This is a genomic window from Micrococcus sp. NPDC078436, from assembly GCF_040702705.1.
Lineage (GTDB): Bacteria > Actinomycetota > Actinomycetes > Actinomycetales > Micrococcaceae > Micrococcus.
Window position 1 is genome coordinate 26,109 of record NZ_JBFBLX010000016.1, and the last position, 19,003, is coordinate 45,111.

The following is a 19,003-nucleotide window of genomic DNA, read 5'->3' on the forward strand; positions in this document are numbered from 1 at the left end:
CGAGCGCCCGCCCCTCGGGCCGCTCCCCTGGTCCGAGGGGACCGCCGCCTCAGGCGGCAGGGCGGATGACATACCCGGCGCCGCGGACGGTGTGGATCATGGGCTCGCGGCCGGCGTCGATCTTCTTGCGCAGGTAGGAGATGTACAGCTCCACGATGTTCGCGCGGCCGCCGAAGTCGTAGCCCCAGACCTCCTGGAGCAGCCGCTCCTTGGAGAGCACGGTGCGCACGTTGGACATCAGGTGCCGCAGCAGGTTGTACTGCGTGGCGGTCAGCTCGATGAGGTCGCCGCCGCGGGTCACCTCGTGGGTGCGGGTGTTCATCACCAGATCGCCCACCACGAGGACTTCGGCGCCGGCCTCCACGAGCCCTGCGCGCTGCACGAGGCGGTGGGCGCGGATCAGCACCTCCTCCATGGAGAAGGGCTTGGTCACGTAGTCGTCGCCGCCCGCGGCGAGGCCGGAGATCCTGTCCTCGGGGGCGTCCTTGGCGGTGAGGAACATGGCGGGCACCTCGGCCCAGTGCGCGCGCAGGCGGCGCAGCACCTCCAGGCCGTCCATGTCGGGGAGCATCACGTCGAGCATCACCAGGTCCGGCTGGTGGTGGACGCCCAGCTCGACGGCGGTCTCGCCGTCGTGGGCCGTCTTCACCTCCCAGCCGCACAGCCCGAAGCCCATGGCGAGGAGGTCCGCGATCATCGGCTCGTCGTCGACGACGAGGACGCGCACGGGGGCGCCGTCCGGGTGGGACAGCTGGGGGAGCACCTCACGCAGCGCGGCCATCGACATGGGTGCGGCGGGGTTCTGGGCGGAGCTCACGGGGCGGTCCTCACGGGTGATCAGGGAGGGGCGGACGGGTGGGTGGTCGAGCGGACGGCGACGGCGGCCGAAAGGTTTCTGTGTTAATCCTACGGCCGGGTCGCGGATCCAGACCGCCGGGCACACCGTGGCCCTTGGCACAGCCCGCCCCGGGGCGGGCGGCCGGGAGGGCCGAGGTGAGGCCCAGGACGAGGTCAGGCCGACGGCTTCATGGCCCAGTGGATGGCGAGCGTGCCGAACATGTGCAGCCGGTGGCCGATGTTCACGAATCCCGCCTCGGCGAACAGGTCCGCGAGCTGCTCGGGGGTCTTGAACGCGGCGGTGGAGCTGGAGAGGTACTGGTAGGCCTCCGGGGTCTTGGTGATCGCGCGCGCCACCAGGGGCATGACCCGGTGGATGTAGAGGGAGGAGAACGGCTTGACGATGTTCTCCGGCGCCGGTGAGGTCTCCAGGGCCGCCATCCAGCCGCCGGGCCGCAGCACACGGAACTGCTCGGCCAGGGTGGCGGGGATGTCCGCCACATTGCGCAGCAGGTAGCCGTGGGTGAGGGAGTCGAAGGAGTCGTCCTCGAAGGGGAGGTCCATCGCGTCGGCCTCGACCCACTCCACGCGGCCGCCGCCCGGGCGGGCCCGGCCGACCTCCATCATCTCGGGGGCGAAGTCCGCGCCCACCACGGTGGCGTCCGGATGCTGGCGCAGGACCTCCAGGGCGATGTCGCCCGTGCCCGTGGCCAGGTCCAGCACGCGTCCACCCTGGGGCACGTTGGCCCGGGCCACGGTGCGCCTCACGAGGCGGGGCTCCTGGCCCCACGTCATCACGGTGTTCATGAGGTCGTAGCGCCCGGCGATCGAGTCGAACATCGAGGAGACGCGCTCCCCGTGGTCCGGGGTGCGGCCGTCGGCAGGGCGCGGGGCGGGGGTGGTGGGATCGCTCACCCCACCACGGTAGCGCGCGGGGCGGACACCGGGGCGCGGCGCCGGGCGGTGGCGCATGGCTGGGCGCGTGGGATGCGACGACGGCAGGGCACCCCGCACACCGCAGTCCGGCCGAGGGCTGAATCCTTGCCGCGGCCGCACCCGCCAGGCCTAGCGTGGGCTCCAGACCCATCCGATGCAGGAACGAAGGAGAACCTCATGTCGAACGTGCTCATCCTCGGCGGCCACGGCAAGGTGGCCCTGCTGGCCGCCCCGCTGCTCGCCGCCGCCGGCCACACCGTCACCTCAGCCATCCGCGACGCCGCCCAGAGCGCCGACGTCAAGCAGGCCGGGGCCATTCCCCTCGTGCTGGACATCGAGCACGCGGGCGTGGACGAGCTCACCGAGGCCTTCCGGGGGCAGGACGCGATCGTCTTCTCCGCCGGCGCCGGCGGCGGCTCCCCCGAGCGCACCCGCGCCGTGGACCACGACGCCGCCGTCGCGAGCATGCGCGCCGCCGAGGCCGCGGGCGTGCGGCGCTACGTGATGGTCTCCTACCTCGGCGCCTCGCTGGAGCACGGCCTGCCCGAGGACGACGACTTCTTCCCCTACGCCCAGGCGAAGGCCGAGGCGGACGCCGCGCTGCAGGCGACCGACCTGGACTGGACCATCCTGGGCCCCGCCGCGCTCACCCTCGTGGAGCCCACCGGCCGCATCACGGTGGACCCGGACCTCGACGCCCCGGACGCCCCGAGGGGCGAGGTCTCCCGCGGGAACGTGGCCCGCGTGATCGCGGCCGTGCTCGAGGACCCGTCCACGGTGCGCACGCGGATCGAGTTCGTGGACGGCGACACCCCGATCACCGAGGCGGTCGAGGCGGCCTGAGGCCCTTGACGCGCCCCGCCCCGTATGCCCGAATGGGCGCATGAGCCAGTACCTGATCACCGTGTGGCACGCGCCGGGCATCCACGCCACCGGCGCCGCGTACCAGTCCCCCGAGGAGATGCAGATCGCGCACGAGCGCGTCAGCGCCTACAACGCGATGCTCCAGAACGCCGGCGCCTTCGTGGGCGCGGGCGGCCTGATGCCCCCGGAGGAGGCGCTCGTGGTCGACGCCACCGCCGCGGAGGGGCCGGAGAAGGCGAGCACCGCCGCCGAGGTGCGCGGCGGCACCCTCGCCCGCGGAGACCTGCAGATGGGCGGGTTCTGGATCGTCGAGGCCCCGGACGACGCCGGTGCCCGCACCTACGCCGCCGAGGCCTCCTTCGCGTGCGGGCAGCCCGTGGAGCTGCGCCGCCTCCAGGGCTGACGCCGGTGCGCGAGGGCGCTCCGGAGGGCGGGCCCTCGCTCTGCGAGGTCCCCGAGCTGACCGATGGCGAACTCGCCCTCCGCGCCGCCGACGGCCGCCACGCGCGCAGCCTCGGCGCGCTCATGCGGGACGTCGAGGTGCAGGTGCTCACCGGCTCCGTCTCCTCCACGGCCGAGGCCGAGGCGCTGGCCCGCGGCGAGGCCGAGCCGGACCTGAGCCCCGCCCAGCTGAGGGCGGTCTATGACCGCTGGGCGGGGGCTGAGGACCGCGCGGTCTGGGCCATCGAGGTGGACGGCGCGGTGGTGGGCGAGGTCCTCCTGCTGGACCTGGACGCGGAGAACCGGGCGTGCGGGATGCGCCTGTGGCTCGCCCGGGAGCGGGACCGCGGGATCGGGACGCGGGCGCTGCGCCTCGTCCTGGACCACGCGTTCGGTACCGTGGGACTGCACCGGGTGGGCCTCGAGGTGTACGCCCACAACCCGCGCGGGGTCCACGTCTACAGGAAGCTGGGCTTCGTGCTCGAGGGGACGCTCCGCGAGGCCCTGCTGCTGGACGGGCGCTGGGTGGACTGCCACGTCATGGGGCTCCTGCACCACGAGTGGGCTGCGGCACGGAGGGCGTGACGCACCGCTCAGGCCGGCGTGAGGCGCCGGTCGAGGTCGCCGAGCATCCCCATGAAGCCGGTGAAGCCGGTGAGGATCCCCACCAGCACGAGCCCGACGGTGCGGGAGCCGAGGCGCGGCACGTCCAGGAACGGATAGGGGTACCAGTCGATCCGCCGCCCGCGCGTCATGGTCATGGCGGCCCACAGCAGGGGGATCACGGAGGCGAGGCCGGCCCGGCGGTGCGTGATCTGCCCACGGGGGTCGAAGAGCGCCCACACGGCGGGGGCGAGCACGGGGTTCACCACGTGCTGCAGCGTGTCGTTGACGCGGTAGAGCGCGGTGTCCTCCTCGTGGCCGCGCAGCACGGCGTTGTACACGATGCCCGTGACCATCACGGAGCCCAGCCCCGCGGTGCGCAGGGCCCAGAACGCGTCCGACGTCGGCGCCGTGTCCCGCGCCGCGAGCGTCAGGGAGGTGCCGGCCACGAGCGCGTTGGACAGCCACGTGAAGTAGGCCGGCTGGTTCAGGGCGTGCGCCCACCCGGCGGAGAAGCCGCCCTGGTAGCCCACGCCCGGGATGACCACGGTCGCCTTCCTGGCCCCGATGGAGAACGAGGTGAGGCACCCGACGGCGGGCAGCACGCCGGCGCTCCACCACGCCAGACGCGCGACCGGGCGCGGCTCGACGGCCGCCGTGCGGCGATGACGACGCAGGCGGTGCAGGGAGGAGGGCAGGCTGACGCGGGGGGTGGGAAGGGGCATGGGGGACCTCGCACGAGAACGCGGTGGCGGGACGGAGGAATCCCCCAGTATTGCATGAACGGAAGATGAACGGAAGTCGTCGAGAGGAAGAACGCACGCGCGGGGGCGCCCGCCCCCGCGCGCACCCCGCCCTCAGACCTCGGCGAGGACCCCGTCCGGATCGTCGATCCGCACGCGGACGCCGTCGGCCTCGAGGCGGTGCACGCCCTCCGCCATGAGCCGCCGCCCCACCTCGGTCACCCGGTCCACCCGCTCGAGGTTCAGCACGACCTCCTCGATGGCCCCGTCCTCCTCGCCGGCCGCCACCGCGTCCTCCAGGGCGCCCCGGCCGACGGCGGTGCACGCCGCCACATCCGGGTGCTCATCCCCGTCCCAGGACCAGCCCCGCTGCCGGCGCTCGCCCGTGCCGAGGTCCGCGAGCGCCGAGACCACGGCGTCCGCGCCGCCGAAGCGGATGACGCCCTGCAGGTGCAGGCGCACGGTGGCGCCCTCGCGGCTGACGTGGCGCACCACGGTGCCGCCCAGGGCGTCGGCCTCCATGATGTGCAGGTTCAGGTCCTCGGACATGCGTCGGCACACCCGCACGCCGCGCAGCGAGCTGCCGTGGGCGTCCAGGCGGGGGGAGAACACGCCGATCCCCACCTGTCCGGGCAGGGCGCCGAGCACGCCCCCGGCCACGCCGGACTTCGCCGGGATCCCCACGTCCACGAGCCACTGCCCGGCGTCGTCGTACATCCCGGAGGAGCTCATGACGGAGAGGACCTGGCGGGCCACGCGCGCCGCGATGACCCGCTCGCCGGTGAGCGGGTGGAGGCCGCCCGCGGCGAGGCACGCGCCCATGAGGGCGAGGTCGCGGGCGGTCACGAGGACGGAGCACTGCGCGATGTACCCGGCGACCACGTCCTCGGCACGGTCCTGGATGATGCCGTGGCTGCGCATCATGTGGCCGAGGGAGAGGTTGCGGTCCGCGGTGGCCAGCTCGGCCTCGTAGGACTCCTGGTCCACCCGCAGCGGCCGGCCGGCGAGCGCGGAGAGCAGGGAGACGAGCCGGTCGATCCGCTCCTGCGGGCGCGCGTCCGGCCCCACGAGGAGCTGGTGCACGGCGATGGCGCCGGCGTTGATCATGGCGTTGTCCGGGCGGTGGGACTCCGCCTCGAGGGAGAGCTCGTTGAACGCCTCCCCGGAGGGGTTCAGGGCCACGCGGGCGTCCACCTCGGCGCGGCCGCGGTCCATGAGGGCGGCCGCGTACCCGAACGGCTTGGAGACGGACTGGATGGTGAACTCCGTCTCGTCGTCTCCGGCGGAGTAGAGGTGCCCGGTGACGGTGGCGAGGGCGATGCCCAGCCGGTCCGGGTCCGCGGAGGCCAGCGTGGGGATGTACTGCGCGAGCTCGCCCTCGTTGGAGTCCCGGAGGGAGTCGTGGAGGGAGTGCAGGTAGTCCTGGATCGGGTGACGCATCAGCGGGCCTCCCACCACATGCCGGTGAGGTCCTCGGTGCCGAACGCCCGCACGGGCCCGATCTCGGCGAACCCGAGGCGCGCGTAGAACGGCACGTTGGCCCGGGTGGAGGACTCGAGGTAGATCCCGGTGCCGTCCGCGCGCCGCTGCCGGTGGCGCACGAGGGCGCTCGCCGCGCCCCGGCCGCGGGCCGCGGGAAGGGTCCCGAGGTCCGCGAGGTACCAGTGCGGGACCGTCGGGCGGGCGCGCTCGCACGCGGCCACGGTGAGCGCCATGTCCAGCGCGTGGGCGCCGTGCACGCGCAGCAGGCCGGGCACGGAGGCGACGGCGGCCGGCACGGTGGTGCCGCGCGGCGCGTCCGGCGCCCCCCACAGGGCGGCGGCGAGGACCGTGCCGTCCGCGGGGTCCACGGCGACGTCGACCGCGCCGGGCACCCGCCCGTCGGGCCCGGGAGACAGGGCGTCCCGCACCCCACCGGAGAACTTGCGGGTCAGCCGCTCGACCCTCCGGTCCGCGGGGAGGAAGGAGACCGTGTAGGGGTCGGTGAGGAAGGACTCGGCGAGGACGGACGCCACCCGGCGCACGGTGCTCCCGCGCAGCGCGTCCGGCCGCAGGGTCACCACCTGCACGCGGGCGCGGTCGAGGGCCGGGGAGGGGTCCGGGGAGGTCATGGCCGCCAGTCTAGGGACCGCGGCACCGTCGCGGCCCGGCGTCACCGGCGCGCGGGGGCCGACGTGATCGGGGACACTGGGGGCCATGACGACGACCCCCGACGTGCTCGCCCTGCTCGAGCGGGAGCTGCCCGGCCGCGTGGACACCGCGGCGGAGACCCTCGAGGCCGCCCGCACCGACCGCTCCGGCCACCGCTCCCCCGCCGCCCCACTCGCCGTGGTGCGCGCCGGCCGCGTGGAGGACGTGCAGGCCGCGTGCCGGATCGCCCACGCCACGCGGACCCCGCTCGTGACCCGCGGGGCAGGCACGGGGCTGGCCGGGGGCGCCGTCGCCGGGGCGGGCGAGATCGTGCTGGACGTCAGGGCGATGGACCGGATCCTCGAGGTCTCCCCCGCGGACCGCGTCGCCGTCGTCGAGCCCGGGATCCTCAACGGCGCGCTCAACGCGCGCCTGGCCGAGCACGGGCTGTGGTGGGCGCCCGACCCGGCCTCGAAGGACATCTCCACCGTGGGCGGCAACATCGCGATGAACGCGGGCGGGCTGCTGTGCGCCAAGTACGGCGTCACGCGTGAGGCGGTGCTGGGGCTGGACGTGGTGCTCGCCGACGGCACGCTCCTGCGCCTCGGCCACCGCACGGTCAAGGGCGTCACGGGCTACGACCTCACCGCCCTGCTGATCGGCTCGGAGGGCACCCTCGGCGTGATCGTGGGCGCCACGCTCGCGCTGCGCCCGCTCGTCCGGGGCGCCCAGGTGACCCTGGGCGGGTTCTTCTCCGACGTCGTCGCCGCCGCGGCCGCCGCCCAGTCCGTCACGGGCGCGGGCCACGTGCCGGCCCTGATGGAGCTCATGGACGAGGCCACGCTCGCGGCGGTGCGCGCGTACGTCGGCCCGGAGCTGGGCGCGGCGCTGCCCGAGCGCGGCGCGTTCCTGCTGGTGCAGGCCGACGGCGCGGGGGCGGCCGAGGACGGCGCCGCGATGGCGGCCCTGATGGAGGCGGCCGGCGGCGCGGTGACCGCCACCGCGGACCCCAGGGAGGCGGAGGCGCTCATGGCCCTGCGCCGCAGCGCGTTCCCCGCCCTCGAGGCGCTCGGCACCCCGCTCGTGGAGGACGTCGCGGTGCCGCGCAGCCGCATGGCGGAGATGTTCGCGCGGATCCGGGAGATCGAGGCGCGCACGGGCGTCGCCATCCCGACGTCGGCCCACGCCGGGGACGGAAACCTGCACCCGGTGCTGGTGTTCGGCTCGGCGGGCGAGGTGGGCGGCGAGGCCGGCACCGCGATCCCGGAGGCCGTGTGGGAGGCGGCGGGCGAGCTGTTCGCCGCCGGACTGGAGCTAGGCGGCACCCTGACCGGAGAGCACGGCGTGGGCCTGCTCAAGCGGGCGTTCCTGAAGGACGAGCTCGGGGAGGCCCAGCACGCGCTGCAGGAGCGGATCAAGGCCGTCTTCGACCCGCACGGGATCCTCAACCCGGGCAAGATGTTCACGCCGGACGCGGCCTGACGGGGCCCGGGCGGCGGCTGTGGAGATCCCAGGGCCCTCCAAGGCAACGGCTCTACGCTCGGGGGCATGCCCGAGGAGCAGCCCCGCACGCCTCCGCCGTCGCCGGAGCGCCCGCCGTCGCCGTCCGAGCGCGCGCCCTCAGCGGCGACGGCCCTGGAGACCCTGCGCCGCACCCCCGTCGCGCAGCTGACGCAGATGCCGCCGGCCATGACGCGGGCCCTCGGCGCCCTGCGGGAGGACTTCGAGCGGTTCGACCTCGAGTACCGCTCCGCCCTGGTGCAGGTGGAGACGCGCCTGGAGACCCTGCAGGACGAGTTCGCCCTGGCGCACGACCACAACCCGATCGAGCACATCGTCACCCGGGTCAAGTCGCCCGAGTCCATCCTGCGCAAGGCCGCCGACCGCGGGCTCTCCCTGGACCTGGACGCCATGCGCCGCACGGTCACGGACATCGCGGGGGCGCGCGTGATCCTCAGCTTCACCGAGGACGTCTACCGCGTGTTCCGCCACTTCACCTCGCAGCCGGACATCCGCCTCGTGGAGGTGGAGGACTACATCGCCTCCCCCAAGCCCAGCGGCTACCGCAGCCTGCACTGCCTCGTGGAGGTGCCGGTGCACTTCTCCACGGGCACGCGCCACGTCACCGTGGAGATGCAGTTCCGCACGATCGCCATGGACTTCTGGGCGTCGCTCGAGCACAAGATCAACTACAAGTTCCAGGGGGACGTGCCCGCCGACATCGCCACGGAGCTCGTGGCCGCCGCCCGCGTGGCGGCGGACCTGGACTGCCGGATGGAGCACCTGCACCGGCAGGTCGCCGAGGGCCCTGACGACGCGGGTCAGCCCGCCGGCGGCACCGCGTCCGGGGCGAGCGCGTAGATCCAGGCCCGCACCGTCCGGCCGTCCTCGAGGAGGACGTGCGCGTTCGAGCGGCCCGGCGCGAGGGTGCCGCAGACCGCGCGGCGGTGGTCCGAGGACGTCACCTCAGTCAAGGCCGAGCACCCCCCGGAGCTGCTCGAAGGCCTCCGGGACCACGGTGTAGTGCGCCCAGCGACCGCGCTGCTCGCGCGTGAGCAGCCCCGCGTCCACGAGGCGCCTCATGTGATGGCTCACCGTGGACTGCGCGATCCCGAGCTCCGCCGTGAGGTCGCACGCGCACACGTTCTCGCAGCCCTGCGCCGCCACGTGGGAGAGCAGGCGCAGGCGCATGGGGTCCGCGAGCGCCTTGAACACGACGGCGGTCCGTGACGCCGCGTCGGCCGAGAGGGGCGCCGCGGTGAGGGAGCAGCAGTCGGCGGGCAGGGCGCCCGCGTCGGGCCCAGACCCCGGGGGTTCACGCGTGGACAGGGGGGTGCTCATGCGAGCATGCTACTCACATTGACGTCCATCGATCTGTGATCGTCACGTCCACATGCCCTGCGTCGACGCGACCCCTCGCGTCGCGTCACCGCTCCCCTCCCCCGCCGGACCGACCCGAACAGGCTGACATGACCCCTCCCGTCGTCGCCCCCGCCGCCCGCACCCCGTCCGCCGACCACCATCCCGTCCTCAAGGAGATGTCCTTCCTGGACCGCTGGCTCCCCCTGTGGATCCTGCTGGCCATGGGCCTGGGCCTGCTGCTGGGCAACCTCATCCCCGGCCTCGACCACGCCCTCGAGTCGGTCACGATCGCCAACGTCTCCGTGCCGATCGCCGTCGGCCTGCTCGTGATGATGTACCCCGTGCTGGCCAAGGTCCGCTACGACGAGACGCGGCGCATCACCGCGGACCGCCGGCTCATGGCCACCTCGCTGCTCCTCAACTGGATCGTGGGCCCCGCGCTCATGTTCGGCCTCGCATGGCTCTTCCTGGCGGACCTGCCCGAGTACCGCACGGGCCTGATCATCGTGGGCCTGGCCCGGTGCATCGCCATGGTGCTCATCTGGAACGACCTCGCGTGCGGCGACCGCGAGGCCGCCGCCGTCCTCGTGGCGATCAACTCGGTCTTCCAGGTGCTCGCCTTCGGCGTCCTCGGCTGGTTCTACCTCCAGGTCCTCCCCGCCTGGCTCGGGCTCCCGACGACGTCGGCCGAGTTCTCCGTCGGGGCGATCGTCCTCTCCGTGCTCGTCTTCCTCGGCATCCCGCTGCTCGCCGGCTTCCTGACCCGCACGGTGGGCGAGCGGGCCAAGGGGCGCGACTGGTACGAGAACCGGTTCCTGCCGAAGCTCGGCCCGTGGGCGCTCTACGGCCTGCTCTTCACGATCGTGCTGCTCTTCGCCCTCCAGGGCCAGGCCATCGTCGAGAGCCCCCTCGACGTCGCGCGGATCGCGCTGCCGCTGCTGGCCTACTTCGTGATCATGTTCCTGGGCTCCCTGCTGCTGGCCCGCGCCGTGGGCCTCGACTACGCCCGCGCCACCACGGTGGCCTTCACGGCCTCCGGCAACAACTTCGAGCTGGCCATCGCCGTGGCGATCGGCACGTTCGGCGTCACCTCCGGACAGGCCCTCGCCGGCGTCGTCGGGCCGCTGATCGAGGTGCCGGTGCTCGTGGCCCTCGTCTACGTCTCGATGTGGCTCGGCCGCCGCCTGTTCCCGAACGATCCCACTGTGCCCGGCCCCGTCGTGTCCGGCAGTGCCTCCGAGCCGACCGAGCGCGACGCCGCCGCCCGCCCCTGACGCCCACCTCCCTCCCACCCTCTCCAGGAGAACCCCGTGAACGATCAGCAGACCGCCGCCGCCCGCCCCTCCGTCCTGTTCGTCTGCAGGAAGAACGGCGGCAAGTCCCAGATGGCCGCCGCCCTCATGGAGCGCCTCGCCGGCGACGCCGTGGAGGTGCACTCCGCCGGCACCCACCCCGGTGAGGAGGTCAACGCCCTCGCCGCCGAGTCGGTGGCCGAGGTCGGCGCGGACATGTCCCACGGCACGCCCAAGCCCGTCGACCCCGCGCTCGTGGCCCGCGTGGACCGTGTGGTGGTGCTGGGCGACGAGGCGAAGGTCGAGCCGGCGGAGGGCATGGCCGGGAGCATCGAGACGTGGCGCACCGACGAGCCCTCCGAGCGAGGCGTCGAGGGCGCCGAGCGCATGCGCCTCGTGCGCGACGACATCGACGCGCGCGTGCACGCCCTGTTCGCGGAGCTGACCGGGCAGGCGACGCCGACGGATGACGACGAGGACTCCGAGGACCGTCCCTCCGTGCTCTTCGTGTGCGTGCACAACGCGGGCCGCTCGCAGATGGCTGCCGGCTGGCTCGAGCACCTGGCCGAGGGCCGGGTCGAGGTGCGCTCCGCGGGCTCCGCCCCGAAGGAGGAGGTCAACCCGGCCGCGGTCGCCGCCATGGCGGAGGTGGGGATCGACATCGCCGCGAACACCCCGAAGGTCCTCACCACGGACGCCGTGAAGGACTCCGACGTGGTGATCACCATGGGCTGCGGGGACACCTGCCCCGTCTTCCCCGGCAAGCGCTACGAGGACTGGGCGGTCGAGGACCCGGCCGGCCAGGGCGTCGAGGCCGTGCGCCCGATCCGCGACGAGATCCGCGCGCGCGTGGAGACGCTCGTCAGGGAGCTGCTCCCGCGCGTGTGACCTGCACCATCGCGGACGGGCGATCCCGCGGAACGGTGGCACAGCTGTGGCCAGATCGTGACCGAAAGACCGCAGGAGCGACGCGGTCTCAGGCTTAGCCTGGACCGGTGCTCTCGTCCCGCCCCGCCCGCCGTCTCCGTCCGCTCGCCGCCGCCGCGCTCGTCGCGGCGATGGCACTGACCGGCTGCTCGAGCGGGTCCCCGGACGGCCCGGCCGCGTCCTCCGCGCCGTCGTCCGGCGCATCGTCGGCGCCGGCCTCCTCCGCTCCTGCCTCCTCGCCCTCGGCGGCCGAGGCCGGCGCGACCGCGACGGAGGGCTCCCCGGAGTGGCCCCGCACCCCCACCCTGGACCGCATGCCGTTCGCCGGCCTCGACGTGAGCACGATCTCGGACAACCACCGCGCCACCCACCTCGTGGTCCCGCAGCTCGCGGGTGCCGAGCCCCTGAACTCGCGCCTGCGCCATCAGGCGCAGCGGCGCGCCGAGCAGTTCTGGTCCGACTCGGAGGGCAGCGAGGTCTCCGTGGGACCCCCCTCGCTCTCCGGCTCGTGGCAGGCGGTGGGCGGGTCCCGGGACATCGTGGGCGTGCTGACGTCGGTGACGGAGTTCGCGGGTGCGGGCCACTCCATCGAGGAGCGGACCACGTGGTTCGACGCCGCCGCCGGCACGGTGGTCGAGCCCCTGGACCTGGTGTCCTCGGACAGCCGCGGCCTCCTGGTGCAGCGCGTGCGCGCGGCCGTGGACGCCCTCCCCGGCGCCGAGCGGGAGATGAGCCCCTCCAGCGCGGACACCGCGTGGGAGCAGCTCCGCGACGGGGACGTCCGCACGTGGTTCACGCCGGAGGGCGACCTTGCGATCGGCTTCTCGGAGCACACGATCCTGGCAGGCAGCGCGGGCACGCCCGCGATCACGCTTCCGGTGTCCGACGTCGAGCCGTGGCTCTCCGACGCCGGGCGGGCGGTCCGCACGGCCGTGACCCGGCCCGACGTGGAGGCGTGGAACGCGGCGCATGCCCCCGTCACGGCCGGGCCGACGTCGTCCGCCCCGGCTCTGACACCCCCCGTCACCCCCGCACCGGCGTCCAGCTCCGAGGCCGCGCCCCGTGCGACGCCCACGGCACCCTCCACCCCCAGCGCGACGAAGAAGTCCTCCTCCACCCCGGCCGCGGGCAGGGGCAGGACGGACTGCTCGGTCAAGCGCTGCATCGCCCTGACGTTCGACGACGGCCCCAAGCCCGCGACCGACGCCCGGCTGCTGGAGATCTTGGCCCGTCACGACGTCCGGGCGTCCTTCTTCATGATCGGCTCCTCCGTCGATGCGTTCCCGGGCACCGCGAAGAAGATCAGCGCCGCGGGCCACGAGGTGGGCAACCACACGTACACGCACGCCCTCCTGAAGCCGCTGGGCCGGGCAGCCCTGGACGCCGAGCTCTCGAAGGCCAGCACGGCCATCGAGCACGCGACCGGGGTGCGGCCGGCGGTCATGCGTCCGCCCTACGGCGCCTACAACGCCACGGTCACCACGGCGATCGGGGCCCACGGCATGCGCAAGGCCATGTGGACGGTCGACACGCTCGACTGGAAGCACCACGACCCCGCCAAGACGCTCGCGATCGTGAAGAAGGAGGCCGCCCCCGGCGGGATCATCCTGATGCACGACATCCACGCCACGACCATCGAGGCCGTGGACCCCGTGGTGACCTGGCTCCAGTCCCAGGGCTACACCCTCGTGACCGTCTCCGACCTGCAGGACGGCTGATGGCCCCGCAGGTCAGACGCGATACCCTGGCCGCGAACGCACCCTCTCCCCGCCCCCAGGACACGAGGAGGCCACCCCATGCGGATCGCTGATCCCGGCCCTGCCGCCCCCGACCCCGGACGCGGCGCCCCCAGCGGCCCGGATGCCGTCGACCCGCTCACCGCGGGCCTCGGCGAGCTGCGCCGCCGCTATGCGGAGGCGCTCGGCGCCGAGACGGTGGAGCGCCACGTGCAGGACGCCCTGGCCGACCTGGCGCGTGCCGGCACCACGGGGCCGCACCTGGAGAAGATGGCCGTGCGCTTCGCGGCCTCCCGGCTGGACGCCCTGGCCGAGGCGGAGGGGCTCGTGGACCCACAGGCCCCGCGCGTGCTCTTCGTGTGCGTGCAGAACGCCGGCCGCTCCCAGCTGGCCGCCGCCCTGCTGGCCGAGCACGCCGGCGACGCCGTTCGGGTGCACTCCGCGGGGTCCCGCCCCGCCGCGCACGTCCACGGCACCGTGGCCCCGCTGCTGGCCGAGCACGGCGCGGACCCGGAGGAGACGTTCCCCAAGCCCGTCACCGAGGAGATCCTCCGGACGGCCGACTACGTCATCACCATGGGCTGCGGCGACGAGTGCGAGGTCCACCCGCACACCGTGCACCGGGACTGGCCGGTGGGCGACCCCGCCGAGGCCGACTGGGACCGCCTCCAGGAGATCGTGGCGGACATCGAGCGGCGCGTGGCCGAGCTCTGGGCCGAGATCCAGGCGACCCTGCCGCGCTGAACCGCCGGCTCCCGCGTCCCCCGCGCGGCCTCAGGCCCGGCGGCCGAGGCGGGCGAGCAGGCGCTCCTGGCGCGGGGCGCCGTCGGCCACGGGGATCGCGGCCCCGAGGATCCCCGGGGTGTAGGCCCGCTCGCCGAAGCTCTCGAGGGCGGCCTCCACGTGGTCCATCTCCGCGTCCGTGAACCGCTCGTCCACGCCCTGCGAGCGGGCGAGGTCCCAGCGGTGCACGATCAGTTCGAACACGTGGAAGTGCAGCAGCGCCTCGCCCACGGTCATGGCGCCCACCGCGGTGTCCATGGCCCGCTGCGTGAACTCCGGATCGCCCGCGAGGGCGGACATGGCGACCTCGTGCTTGATCCACTGGAGGTGCCTCGGGGAGCGCGAGCCGTCGAACACGGGGACCTCGCGCCCCTGACGGGCGGCGAAGTCGCGCTCCGCGGTGACGACGTGGTCCAGGAGGTCCGCGGCAGTCCAGCCGTCACAGGGGGTGGGCGCGTCCCAGTCCGCCACGGCCTGCACGAGGGCGGTGAACGGGGCGGCGGCGGCGTCCCAGCGGGCTTCGGTCTCGGTGGTGGCCATGGGGTCTCCTGAGGGTCGGTGCGACGCGGACGGCGTGTCCGCGCCGGGAACATGATCCCCCATTCCGGCGCGCGCTGCGCAGCGCCGCCACCGTGGAGGGGGCAAGCGCCTGGGCTGAGGGGCCGCCCTCAGGGCAGCAGGGCCTCGATGACGGTCTCGATGCTCGTGAGCACCGTCTCGCGGTCCACCTCGTCCGGGCGGAGGTGGCGTTCCACCGCGACGGTGTGGACGAGCATCAGCAGGAGCGCGGCCATCCGCGTCAGCTCCGCGTGGTCCGCGCTCGCGAACCGCTCGTGGTTCTCGAGCAGCTCCACGAGGAAGGCGCGCCGGCGCTCGCTGAAGGCCGCGTACTCGGCGCCCACCACGTCGTCGCGCAGGGCCACGGCCTGGAACTCGTGGACCAGCACCGGCCACTGGCCCGAGGCGTTCAGGACCGTGGACCCCAGGGCCTCGGCGAGCCGGCGCGTCAGCTCCTCCCGGCCCACCCCCTCCTCGACCAGCGCCGCCGCCACGCCGCGCATCGCCTCCGTGGTGATCCGCTCGAACTCGGTGGCGCACACCTCCGCGAACAGCTGCGGCTTGCCGCCGAAGCCCGAGTACACCGCGCCCTTGGTGTAGCCGGCGTCGGCCGCGATCCGGGCGAGCGACGCCTTCACGTACCCCTCGTGCTCGAACGCCCGGGCGGCGTGGTGCAGGAGGTCGGCGCGCACGTCGGCGCTGCGGGGTCGAACGGCCATGTTGCCCTTTCGGTACCGATGGTATTGAATACTGCATGAATCCAGTACCGATGGTACTGATGCCCGCGCAGCACGGCAAAGCACCCTCGAAGGAGCCCGCCCTGATCCCCGCGACCCCCACCCCCCTCGACCCGCCGGCACGGCGGGTCGCCGCCCGCGCCGCCCAGCACCACCTCGTGGCCCGCGGCCTGACCCTGCGCACCCGGAACGGGACCGTCTTCGCGCCCGTGGACCTGGACCTCCCCGCCCACACGCCGCTCGCCGTCCTGGGCACCCAGGGCTCGGGCCGCTCGGCCCTGCTCCTCGCCCTCACGGGCCGGCTCCAGGGCGTGGACGGGGAGCTGACCCTGGGCCGCATCGACGGCGTCCGCCACGCGCACCGCCTGCGCGAGGCCACGGCCGTGGCCCACGTCAGCGACCTCGTCGAGCTCGAGTCCACCCTCACCGTCCGCGAGTCGCTCGAGGAGCGGATCCTCACGGACGGCATCCGCCGCCGGGACGGCCGCGCGCGGTTCGCCCGGCTCAGCGAGGCCGTCGGCTTCGAGGCCGACCCCGGCACCCCCGTCGGGCACCTCCCGGCACCGGAGCGCACGGTCCTCACCGCGCTGCTCGCGTGCCTGCGCCCCGCCCGGCTCGTGGCCTACGACGACGTCGACGCCACGCTCACGGACGCGCAGCTCGCCCGCGTCTACACCGCCCTCGAGACCCTCGGGGACTTCGGACACCCCTTCGCCGTCAGCGCCCTCACCTCCTCCGCGGTCCCCTGCGGCGCCGTGGTGCTCCCCCTGACCCCCTCCCTGGAGGACTGAATGCTGTTCCGCTATGAGCTGCGCCGGTTCCGCGCCGGGCTGCCCCTGCTCGCCCTGATCTTCGTGCTCCTGGTGCCCGCGATCTACGGTGCCCTCTACCTCTCCGCCAACTGGGACCCCTACGGCCGGATGGACCGCCTCCCCGTGGCGATCGTGAACGAGGACCAGCCCGTGGAGTACGACGGCCGCACCCTCACCACGGGCGCCGACGTCACCCGCGAGCTCGTGGAGGACCGCGCGTTCGACTGGCACGAGACCACGCGCGCAGAGGCCGAGGAGGGCCTGCGGGAGGGCCGCTACTACCTCGTGCTCGAGATCCCGGAGGACCTCAGCGCCGACCTCGTGAGCCCCAGCGACGACGTCGGATCGCCGGAGCAGGCGCAGATCACCCTGCGCCGGGACGACTCCAACGGCTTCGTGATCGGGTCCGTGACCGCCTCGAGCCAGTCCAAGATCGAGAACTCGGTGGACCAGGCCGCCGTCGAGGCCTACTTCAAGGCCGTCTTCTCCAACATCGCCACCCTGCGCGACGGGATGGTGCAGGCCGCCGACGGAGCCGCCCAGCTGGCGGACGGCGCCCAGCAGGCCCGCGACGGGGCCACGTCCATCGACGACGGGCTCGCCCAGGCCAAGGACGGCTCGGGCCGGCTCGTGGAGGGCGTCGCCCAGGCCAAGGAGGGCTCGGCCCAACTCGCCGACGGCGCCCGGAGCGCGAAGGACGGCGCCGACCGCGTCGCCAGCGGGGCCGCCTCCGCCGAGGAGGGCTCCGCGCGGCTCGCCGAGGGCGTGGCCCAGGCCAAGGACGGCTCGGCCGCCCTCGCCGACGGCGCCGGCCAGCTCAACGCCAACGTTCCCGCCCTGCGCGAGGGCGCCCAGAGCCTGGCCGGCGGGCTGGCGCAGCTCGACGACGGCTCGAGCCGGCTCGTGGACGGCCTCGCCTCCGCCCGCGAGGGCTCCGCGGCGCTCGCGGACGGCGCGGACCAGCTGAACGCCAACGTGCCCACCCTCCGGGAGGGCGCGCAGAGTCTGGCCGGCGGGCTCGACGAGCTGGGCGCCGGCTCGGCCGAGCTCACGGACGGCGCGCGGCAGGTGGCCGGGGGCACCCAGGAGCTCTACGACACCGTGGCGCCCCGCCTCGACACCGTGATCGAGAACCAGGACGCGGTGGCGGCCGACGTGGCCGCCGTGAACCAGGACGTGCAAGGGCTGAACGAGATTGCCGGGGCCGCGGAGACCCGCGTCTCGGGCGCCGTCGGCACGGCCCAGGAGCAGCTGGCCGCCCTCGCCGAGGAGAACCCGGAGATCGCCGACCAGCCCGGCTACACCGCGCTGGCCGAGACCCTGGCCGCGGCCGCCGAGCGCTCCGCGCGCATCGAGGCCCGGTCCGCCGAGATCGCCGAGACGTCGGCGGCGGCGAACGATCGGGTGCAGTCCGCCGTGCAGGAGGACGTGGCCGGCGACGCGAAGGACAAGATCACCCGGCTCAACGACGGCGCCCACGCCGTCGCCGACGGTGCCGGCTCCCTGCAGGAGGGGATCGGGCAGGCCGGCGAGGGCGCGAACACCCTCGCCGACGGCGTCGGGAGGTTCTCCGACGGCCTCACCCAGCTCTCCGACGGCGCCACCGCCCTCGACGGCGGCATCGGACAGCTGCAGGACGGCGCGGGCACGCTCAGCGACGGACTCGGCACGGCCCATGATGGCGCGAACAGCCTCGCCGACGGCGTCGGGAAGTTCTCCGACGGGCTCACCCAGCTCTCCGACGGCGCCACCGCGCTCGACGACGGGCTCGGCCAGGCGCAGGACGGCGCCACCGCGCTGCACGACGGCCTGGCGCAGCTGAGCCCGGGTGCCGCGAGCCTCGCGGACGGCGTCGGCCAGCTGGCCGACGGGGCCGGCAGCCTCGACGACGGACTGGGCCAGCTCGGAACCGGAGCCAGCGACCTGGACGCCGGCCTGGGCCAGCTCAAGGACGGCTCGAGCCAGCTGCGGGACGGCCTGGGATCCCTCGACGACGGCGCGCACACGCTCGCCACGGAGCTCCAGGACGGCGCAGACCGGGTCCCGGCGCTCTCCGAGGACGAGGGCGAGGACGCCGCCCTGGTCATGTCCCGCCCCGTGGACGTGACGATGGACGTGCAGAACCCGGCCGACGTCTACGGCCGCGGCATGGCGCCGATGTTCTTCTCGATCGCCCTCTGGGTCTTCGGCATCGCGGCCTTCAACATCATGCGCCCCATCAGCGGACGCATGCTCGCGGGCCGCCGCAATCCCCTCGCCCTCGCCCTCTCGGCCTGGCTGCCGGTGGGGCTGGTGGCCACCGCGGGCGGGATGATCATGCTGCTGGCGACTCTGCCGATGGGCATGGCCCCGGTGCATCCGTGGCGGCTGGTCCTGCTGGTCACGGTGGTGGCGGTGGTGTTCTCGCTGTTCGCCCACCTCGTGCAGACCGCCCTCGGCACGCCCGGTTCCGCGGTCCTGCTGGTCCTGCTGGTCCTGCAGCTGGCCTCCACGGGCGGCACGTACCCGGCCCAGGTGCTGCCCGGGTTCTTCCGCTGGCTGCACCCGTTCATGCCGATGAGCTACTCGATCGAGGCGTTCCGGCACGCGATCTCCGGCGGCCTGGACTCCCACTACTGGGGCCCGATGGCCGTGCTCCTGGCCCTCGGCGCGGTGCTGGTCGTGCTGGACGTGCTCGTGATCCGGAGACGCCAGCGGTTCCGCATGAAGGACCTGCACCCCGCGCTCGAGAAGTGAGAGGCG

At 74.2% G+C, this 19,003-nt stretch carries 20 protein-coding genes and 1 pseudogene; 12 read left to right on the top strand and 9 right to left on the bottom strand.

What is annotated here, in order from left to right:
• Positions 1–49 precede the first annotated feature (49 nt).
• Together AB0302_RS09445 and AB0302_RS09450 are read right to left on the bottom strand one after the other, a co-directional pair.
• Positions 50–781, bottom strand: coding sequence for a response regulator transcription factor (locus tag AB0302_RS09445; RefSeq protein ID WP_248115866.1), 732 nt, complete (start codon positions 779–781; stop codon positions 50–52).
• Positions 782–1,011: 230 nt separating this feature from the next.
• Positions 1,012–1,752 (bottom strand): ubiquinone/menaquinone biosynthesis methyltransferase, encoded by a 741-nt coding sequence (locus AB0302_RS09450; RefSeq protein WP_319075996.1) that lies wholly within the window; start codon positions 1,750–1,752, stop codon positions 1,012–1,014.
• A 198-nt stretch (positions 1,753–1,950) separates the two neighbouring features.
• On the opposite strand from AB0302_RS09450, the gene AB0302_RS09455 reads away from it, so the two are divergent.
• Genes AB0302_RS09455 through AB0302_RS09465 form a run of 3 tightly spaced genes read left to right on the top strand, consistent with a single transcriptional unit; the run spans position 1,951 to position 3,663 of the window.
• Entirely contained in the window at positions 1,951–2,616 is a 666-nt protein-coding gene (locus tag AB0302_RS09455; protein WP_366371625.1) for an NAD(P)H-binding protein, read from the top strand.
• A gap of 40 nt (positions 2,617–2,656) precedes the next feature.
• A complete protein-coding gene (locus tag AB0302_RS09460; protein ID WP_366371627.1) occupies positions 2,657–3,040 on the top strand; it encodes a hypothetical protein in 384 nt (127 codons plus the stop codon).
• 5 nt (positions 3,041–3,045) lie between these two features.
• Positions 3,046–3,663, top strand: a complete 618-nt coding sequence (locus AB0302_RS09465) for a GNAT family protein (RefSeq protein WP_366371629.1) — start codon at positions 3,046–3,048, stop codon at positions 3,661–3,663.
• Between the two features lie 8 nt (positions 3,664–3,671).
• Here AB0302_RS09465 and AB0302_RS09470 read toward each other — a convergent pair whose 3' ends face one another.
• The 3 genes from AB0302_RS09470 to AB0302_RS09480 all read right to left on the bottom strand — a co-directional run bounded on the left by AB0302_RS09470 (position 3,672) and on the right by AB0302_RS09480 (position 6,535).
• Positions 3,672–4,406: a Pr6Pr family membrane protein gene (locus AB0302_RS09470; protein WP_366371631.1), complete on the bottom strand. Its 735-nt coding sequence runs from the start codon at positions 4,404–4,406 to the stop codon at positions 3,672–3,674.
• Between the two features lie 132 nt (positions 4,407–4,538).
• The gene (glsA, locus tag AB0302_RS09475) at positions 4,539–5,864 is read right to left on the bottom strand and encodes a glutaminase A (RefSeq protein WP_366371633.1); all 1,326 of its coding nucleotides are present in this window, start codon (positions 5,862–5,864) and stop codon (positions 4,539–4,541) included.
• On the bottom strand, positions 5,864–6,535 hold the full coding sequence (locus AB0302_RS09480) for a GNAT family N-acetyltransferase (protein WP_366371635.1): 672 nt from the start codon (positions 6,533–6,535) through the stop codon (positions 5,864–5,866). Before AB0302_RS09480 ends, glsA begins: the two co-directional genes overlap by 1 nt.
• 85 nt (positions 6,536–6,620) lie before the next feature.
• Between AB0302_RS09480 and AB0302_RS09485 the strand changes: the two genes are divergently transcribed.
• Positions 6,621–8,036: an FAD-linked oxidase C-terminal domain-containing protein gene (locus tag AB0302_RS09485; protein WP_366371637.1), complete on the top strand. Its 1,416-nt coding sequence runs from the start codon at positions 6,621–6,623 to the stop codon at positions 8,034–8,036.
• Positions 8,037–8,102: 66 nt separating this feature from the next.
• Positions 8,103–8,915 (top strand): GTP pyrophosphokinase family protein, encoded by an 813-nt coding sequence (locus tag AB0302_RS09490; RefSeq protein ID WP_366371639.1) that lies wholly within the window; start codon positions 8,103–8,105, stop codon positions 8,913–8,915.
• Here the strand turns inward: AB0302_RS09490 and AB0302_RS09495 are convergent.
• Both AB0302_RS09495 and AB0302_RS09500 read right to left on the bottom strand, forming a co-directional pair.
• The gene (locus AB0302_RS09495; RefSeq protein ID WP_248115779.1) at positions 8,876–9,028 is read right to left on the bottom strand and encodes a hypothetical protein; all 153 of its coding nucleotides are present in this window, start codon (positions 9,026–9,028) and stop codon (positions 8,876–8,878) included. The two genes, AB0302_RS09490 and AB0302_RS09495, sit on opposite strands and share 40 nt — an antisense overlap.
• On the bottom strand, positions 9,021–9,395 hold the full coding sequence (locus AB0302_RS09500) for a metalloregulator ArsR/SmtB family transcription factor (RefSeq protein WP_366371641.1): 375 nt from the start codon (positions 9,393–9,395) through the stop codon (positions 9,021–9,023). Before AB0302_RS09500 ends, AB0302_RS09495 begins: the two co-directional genes overlap by 8 nt.
• A gap of 128 nt (positions 9,396–9,523) precedes the next feature.
• On the opposite strand from AB0302_RS09500, the gene arsB reads away from it, so the two are divergent.
• From arsB to AB0302_RS09525, 5 genes and pseudogenes are all read left to right on the top strand, one after another.
• Positions 9,524–10,690: an ACR3 family arsenite efflux transporter gene (gene arsB / locus AB0302_RS09505; RefSeq protein ID WP_298714390.1), complete on the top strand. Its 1,167-nt coding sequence runs from the start codon at positions 9,524–9,526 to the stop codon at positions 10,688–10,690.
• A 36-nt stretch (positions 10,691–10,726) separates the two neighbouring features.
• Positions 10,727–11,128: pseudogene (locus AB0302_RS09510) on the top strand (low molecular weight phosphatase family protein); the annotation flags it as partial.
• A gap of 21 nt (positions 11,129–11,149) precedes the next feature.
• Positions 11,150–11,596 carry an arsenate reductase ArsC gene (locus AB0302_RS09515; RefSeq protein WP_298987744.1) on the top strand — a complete coding sequence of 149 codons (447 nt, stop codon included), beginning with the start codon at positions 11,150–11,152 and terminating at the stop codon, positions 11,594–11,596.
• Positions 11,597–11,703: 107 nt separating this feature from the next.
• Entirely contained in the window at positions 11,704–13,353 is a 1,650-nt protein-coding gene (locus AB0302_RS09520) for a polysaccharide deacetylase family protein (protein WP_366371643.1), read from the top strand.
• Positions 13,354–13,431: 78 nt separating this feature from the next.
• Complete coding sequence (locus tag AB0302_RS09525; RefSeq protein WP_366371645.1) at positions 13,432–14,115, top strand: low molecular weight phosphatase family protein; 684 nt, start codon at positions 13,432–13,434, stop codon at positions 14,113–14,115.
• Positions 14,116–14,145: 30 nt separating this feature from the next.
• On the opposite strand, the gene AB0302_RS09530 is transcribed toward AB0302_RS09525, so the two are convergent.
• Both AB0302_RS09530 and AB0302_RS09535 read right to left on the bottom strand, forming a co-directional pair.
• Positions 14,146–14,694, bottom strand: coding sequence for a TIGR03086 family metal-binding protein (locus AB0302_RS09530; RefSeq protein ID WP_366371647.1), 549 nt, complete (start codon positions 14,692–14,694; stop codon positions 14,146–14,148).
• Positions 14,695–14,822: 128 nt separating this feature from the next.
• Positions 14,823–15,431, bottom strand: a complete 609-nt coding sequence (locus AB0302_RS09535; protein WP_248115785.1) for a TetR family transcriptional regulator — start codon at positions 15,429–15,431, stop codon at positions 14,823–14,825.
• 59 nt (positions 15,432–15,490) lie between these two features.
• On the opposite strand from AB0302_RS09535, the gene AB0302_RS09540 reads away from it, so the two are divergent.
• Both AB0302_RS09540 and AB0302_RS09545 read left to right on the top strand, forming a co-directional pair.
• Positions 15,491–16,240: an ATP-binding cassette domain-containing protein gene (locus AB0302_RS09540; protein WP_366371650.1), complete on the top strand. Its 750-nt coding sequence runs from the start codon at positions 15,491–15,493 to the stop codon at positions 16,238–16,240.
• On the top strand, positions 16,241–18,997 hold the full coding sequence (locus tag AB0302_RS09545; RefSeq protein WP_366371652.1) for a YhgE/Pip domain-containing protein: 2,757 nt from the start codon (positions 16,241–16,243) through the stop codon (positions 18,995–18,997).
• Positions 18,998–19,003 lie beyond the last annotated feature (6 nt).

Bases quoted from the DNA above. Each gene is read 5' to 3' on its own strand.
- AB0302_RS09445 (WP_248115866.1), bottom strand. From the start codon at position 781: ATGGCCGCGCTGCGTGAGGTGCTCCCCCAGCTGTCCCACCCGGACGGC.
- AB0302_RS09455 (WP_366371625.1), top strand. From the start codon at position 1,951: ATGTCGAACGTGCTCATCCTCGGCGGCCACGGCAAGGTGGCCCTGCTG.
- AB0302_RS09460 (WP_366371627.1), top strand. From the start codon at position 2,657: ATGAGCCAGTACCTGATCACCGTGTGGCACGCGCCGGGCATCCACGCC.
- AB0302_RS09470 (WP_366371631.1), bottom strand. From the start codon at position 4,406: ATGCCCCTTCCCACCCCCCGCGTCAGCCTGCCCTCCTCCCTGCACCGC.
- glsA (WP_366371633.1), bottom strand. From the start codon at position 5,864: ATGCGTCACCCGATCCAGGACTACCTGCACTCCCTCCACGACTCCCTC.
- AB0302_RS09480 (WP_366371635.1), bottom strand. From the start codon at position 6,535: ATGACCTCCCCGGACCCCTCCCCGGCCCTCGACCGCGCCCGCGTGCAG.
- AB0302_RS09485 (WP_366371637.1), top strand. From the start codon at position 6,621: ATGACGACGACCCCCGACGTGCTCGCCCTGCTCGAGCGGGAGCTGCCC.
- AB0302_RS09490 (WP_366371639.1), top strand. From the start codon at position 8,103: ATGCCCGAGGAGCAGCCCCGCACGCCTCCGCCGTCGCCGGAGCGCCCG.
- AB0302_RS09500 (WP_366371641.1), bottom strand. From the start codon at position 9,395: ATGAGCACCCCCCTGTCCACGCGTGAACCCCCGGGGTCTGGGCCCGAC.
- arsB (WP_298714390.1), top strand. From the start codon at position 9,524: ATGACCCCTCCCGTCGTCGCCCCCGCCGCCCGCACCCCGTCCGCCGAC.
- AB0302_RS09525 (WP_366371645.1), top strand. From the start codon at position 13,432: ATGCGGATCGCTGATCCCGGCCCTGCCGCCCCCGACCCCGGACGCGGC.
- AB0302_RS09530 (WP_366371647.1), bottom strand. From the start codon at position 14,694: ATGGCCACCACCGAGACCGAAGCCCGCTGGGACGCCGCCGCCGCCCCG.
- AB0302_RS09535 (WP_248115785.1), bottom strand. From the start codon at position 15,431: ATGGCCGTTCGACCCCGCAGCGCCGACGTGCGCGCCGACCTCCTGCAC.
- AB0302_RS09540 (WP_366371650.1), top strand. From the start codon at position 15,491: ATGCCCGCGCAGCACGGCAAAGCACCCTCGAAGGAGCCCGCCCTGATC.
- AB0302_RS09545 (WP_366371652.1), top strand. From the start codon at position 16,241: ATGCTGTTCCGCTATGAGCTGCGCCGGTTCCGCGCCGGGCTGCCCCTG.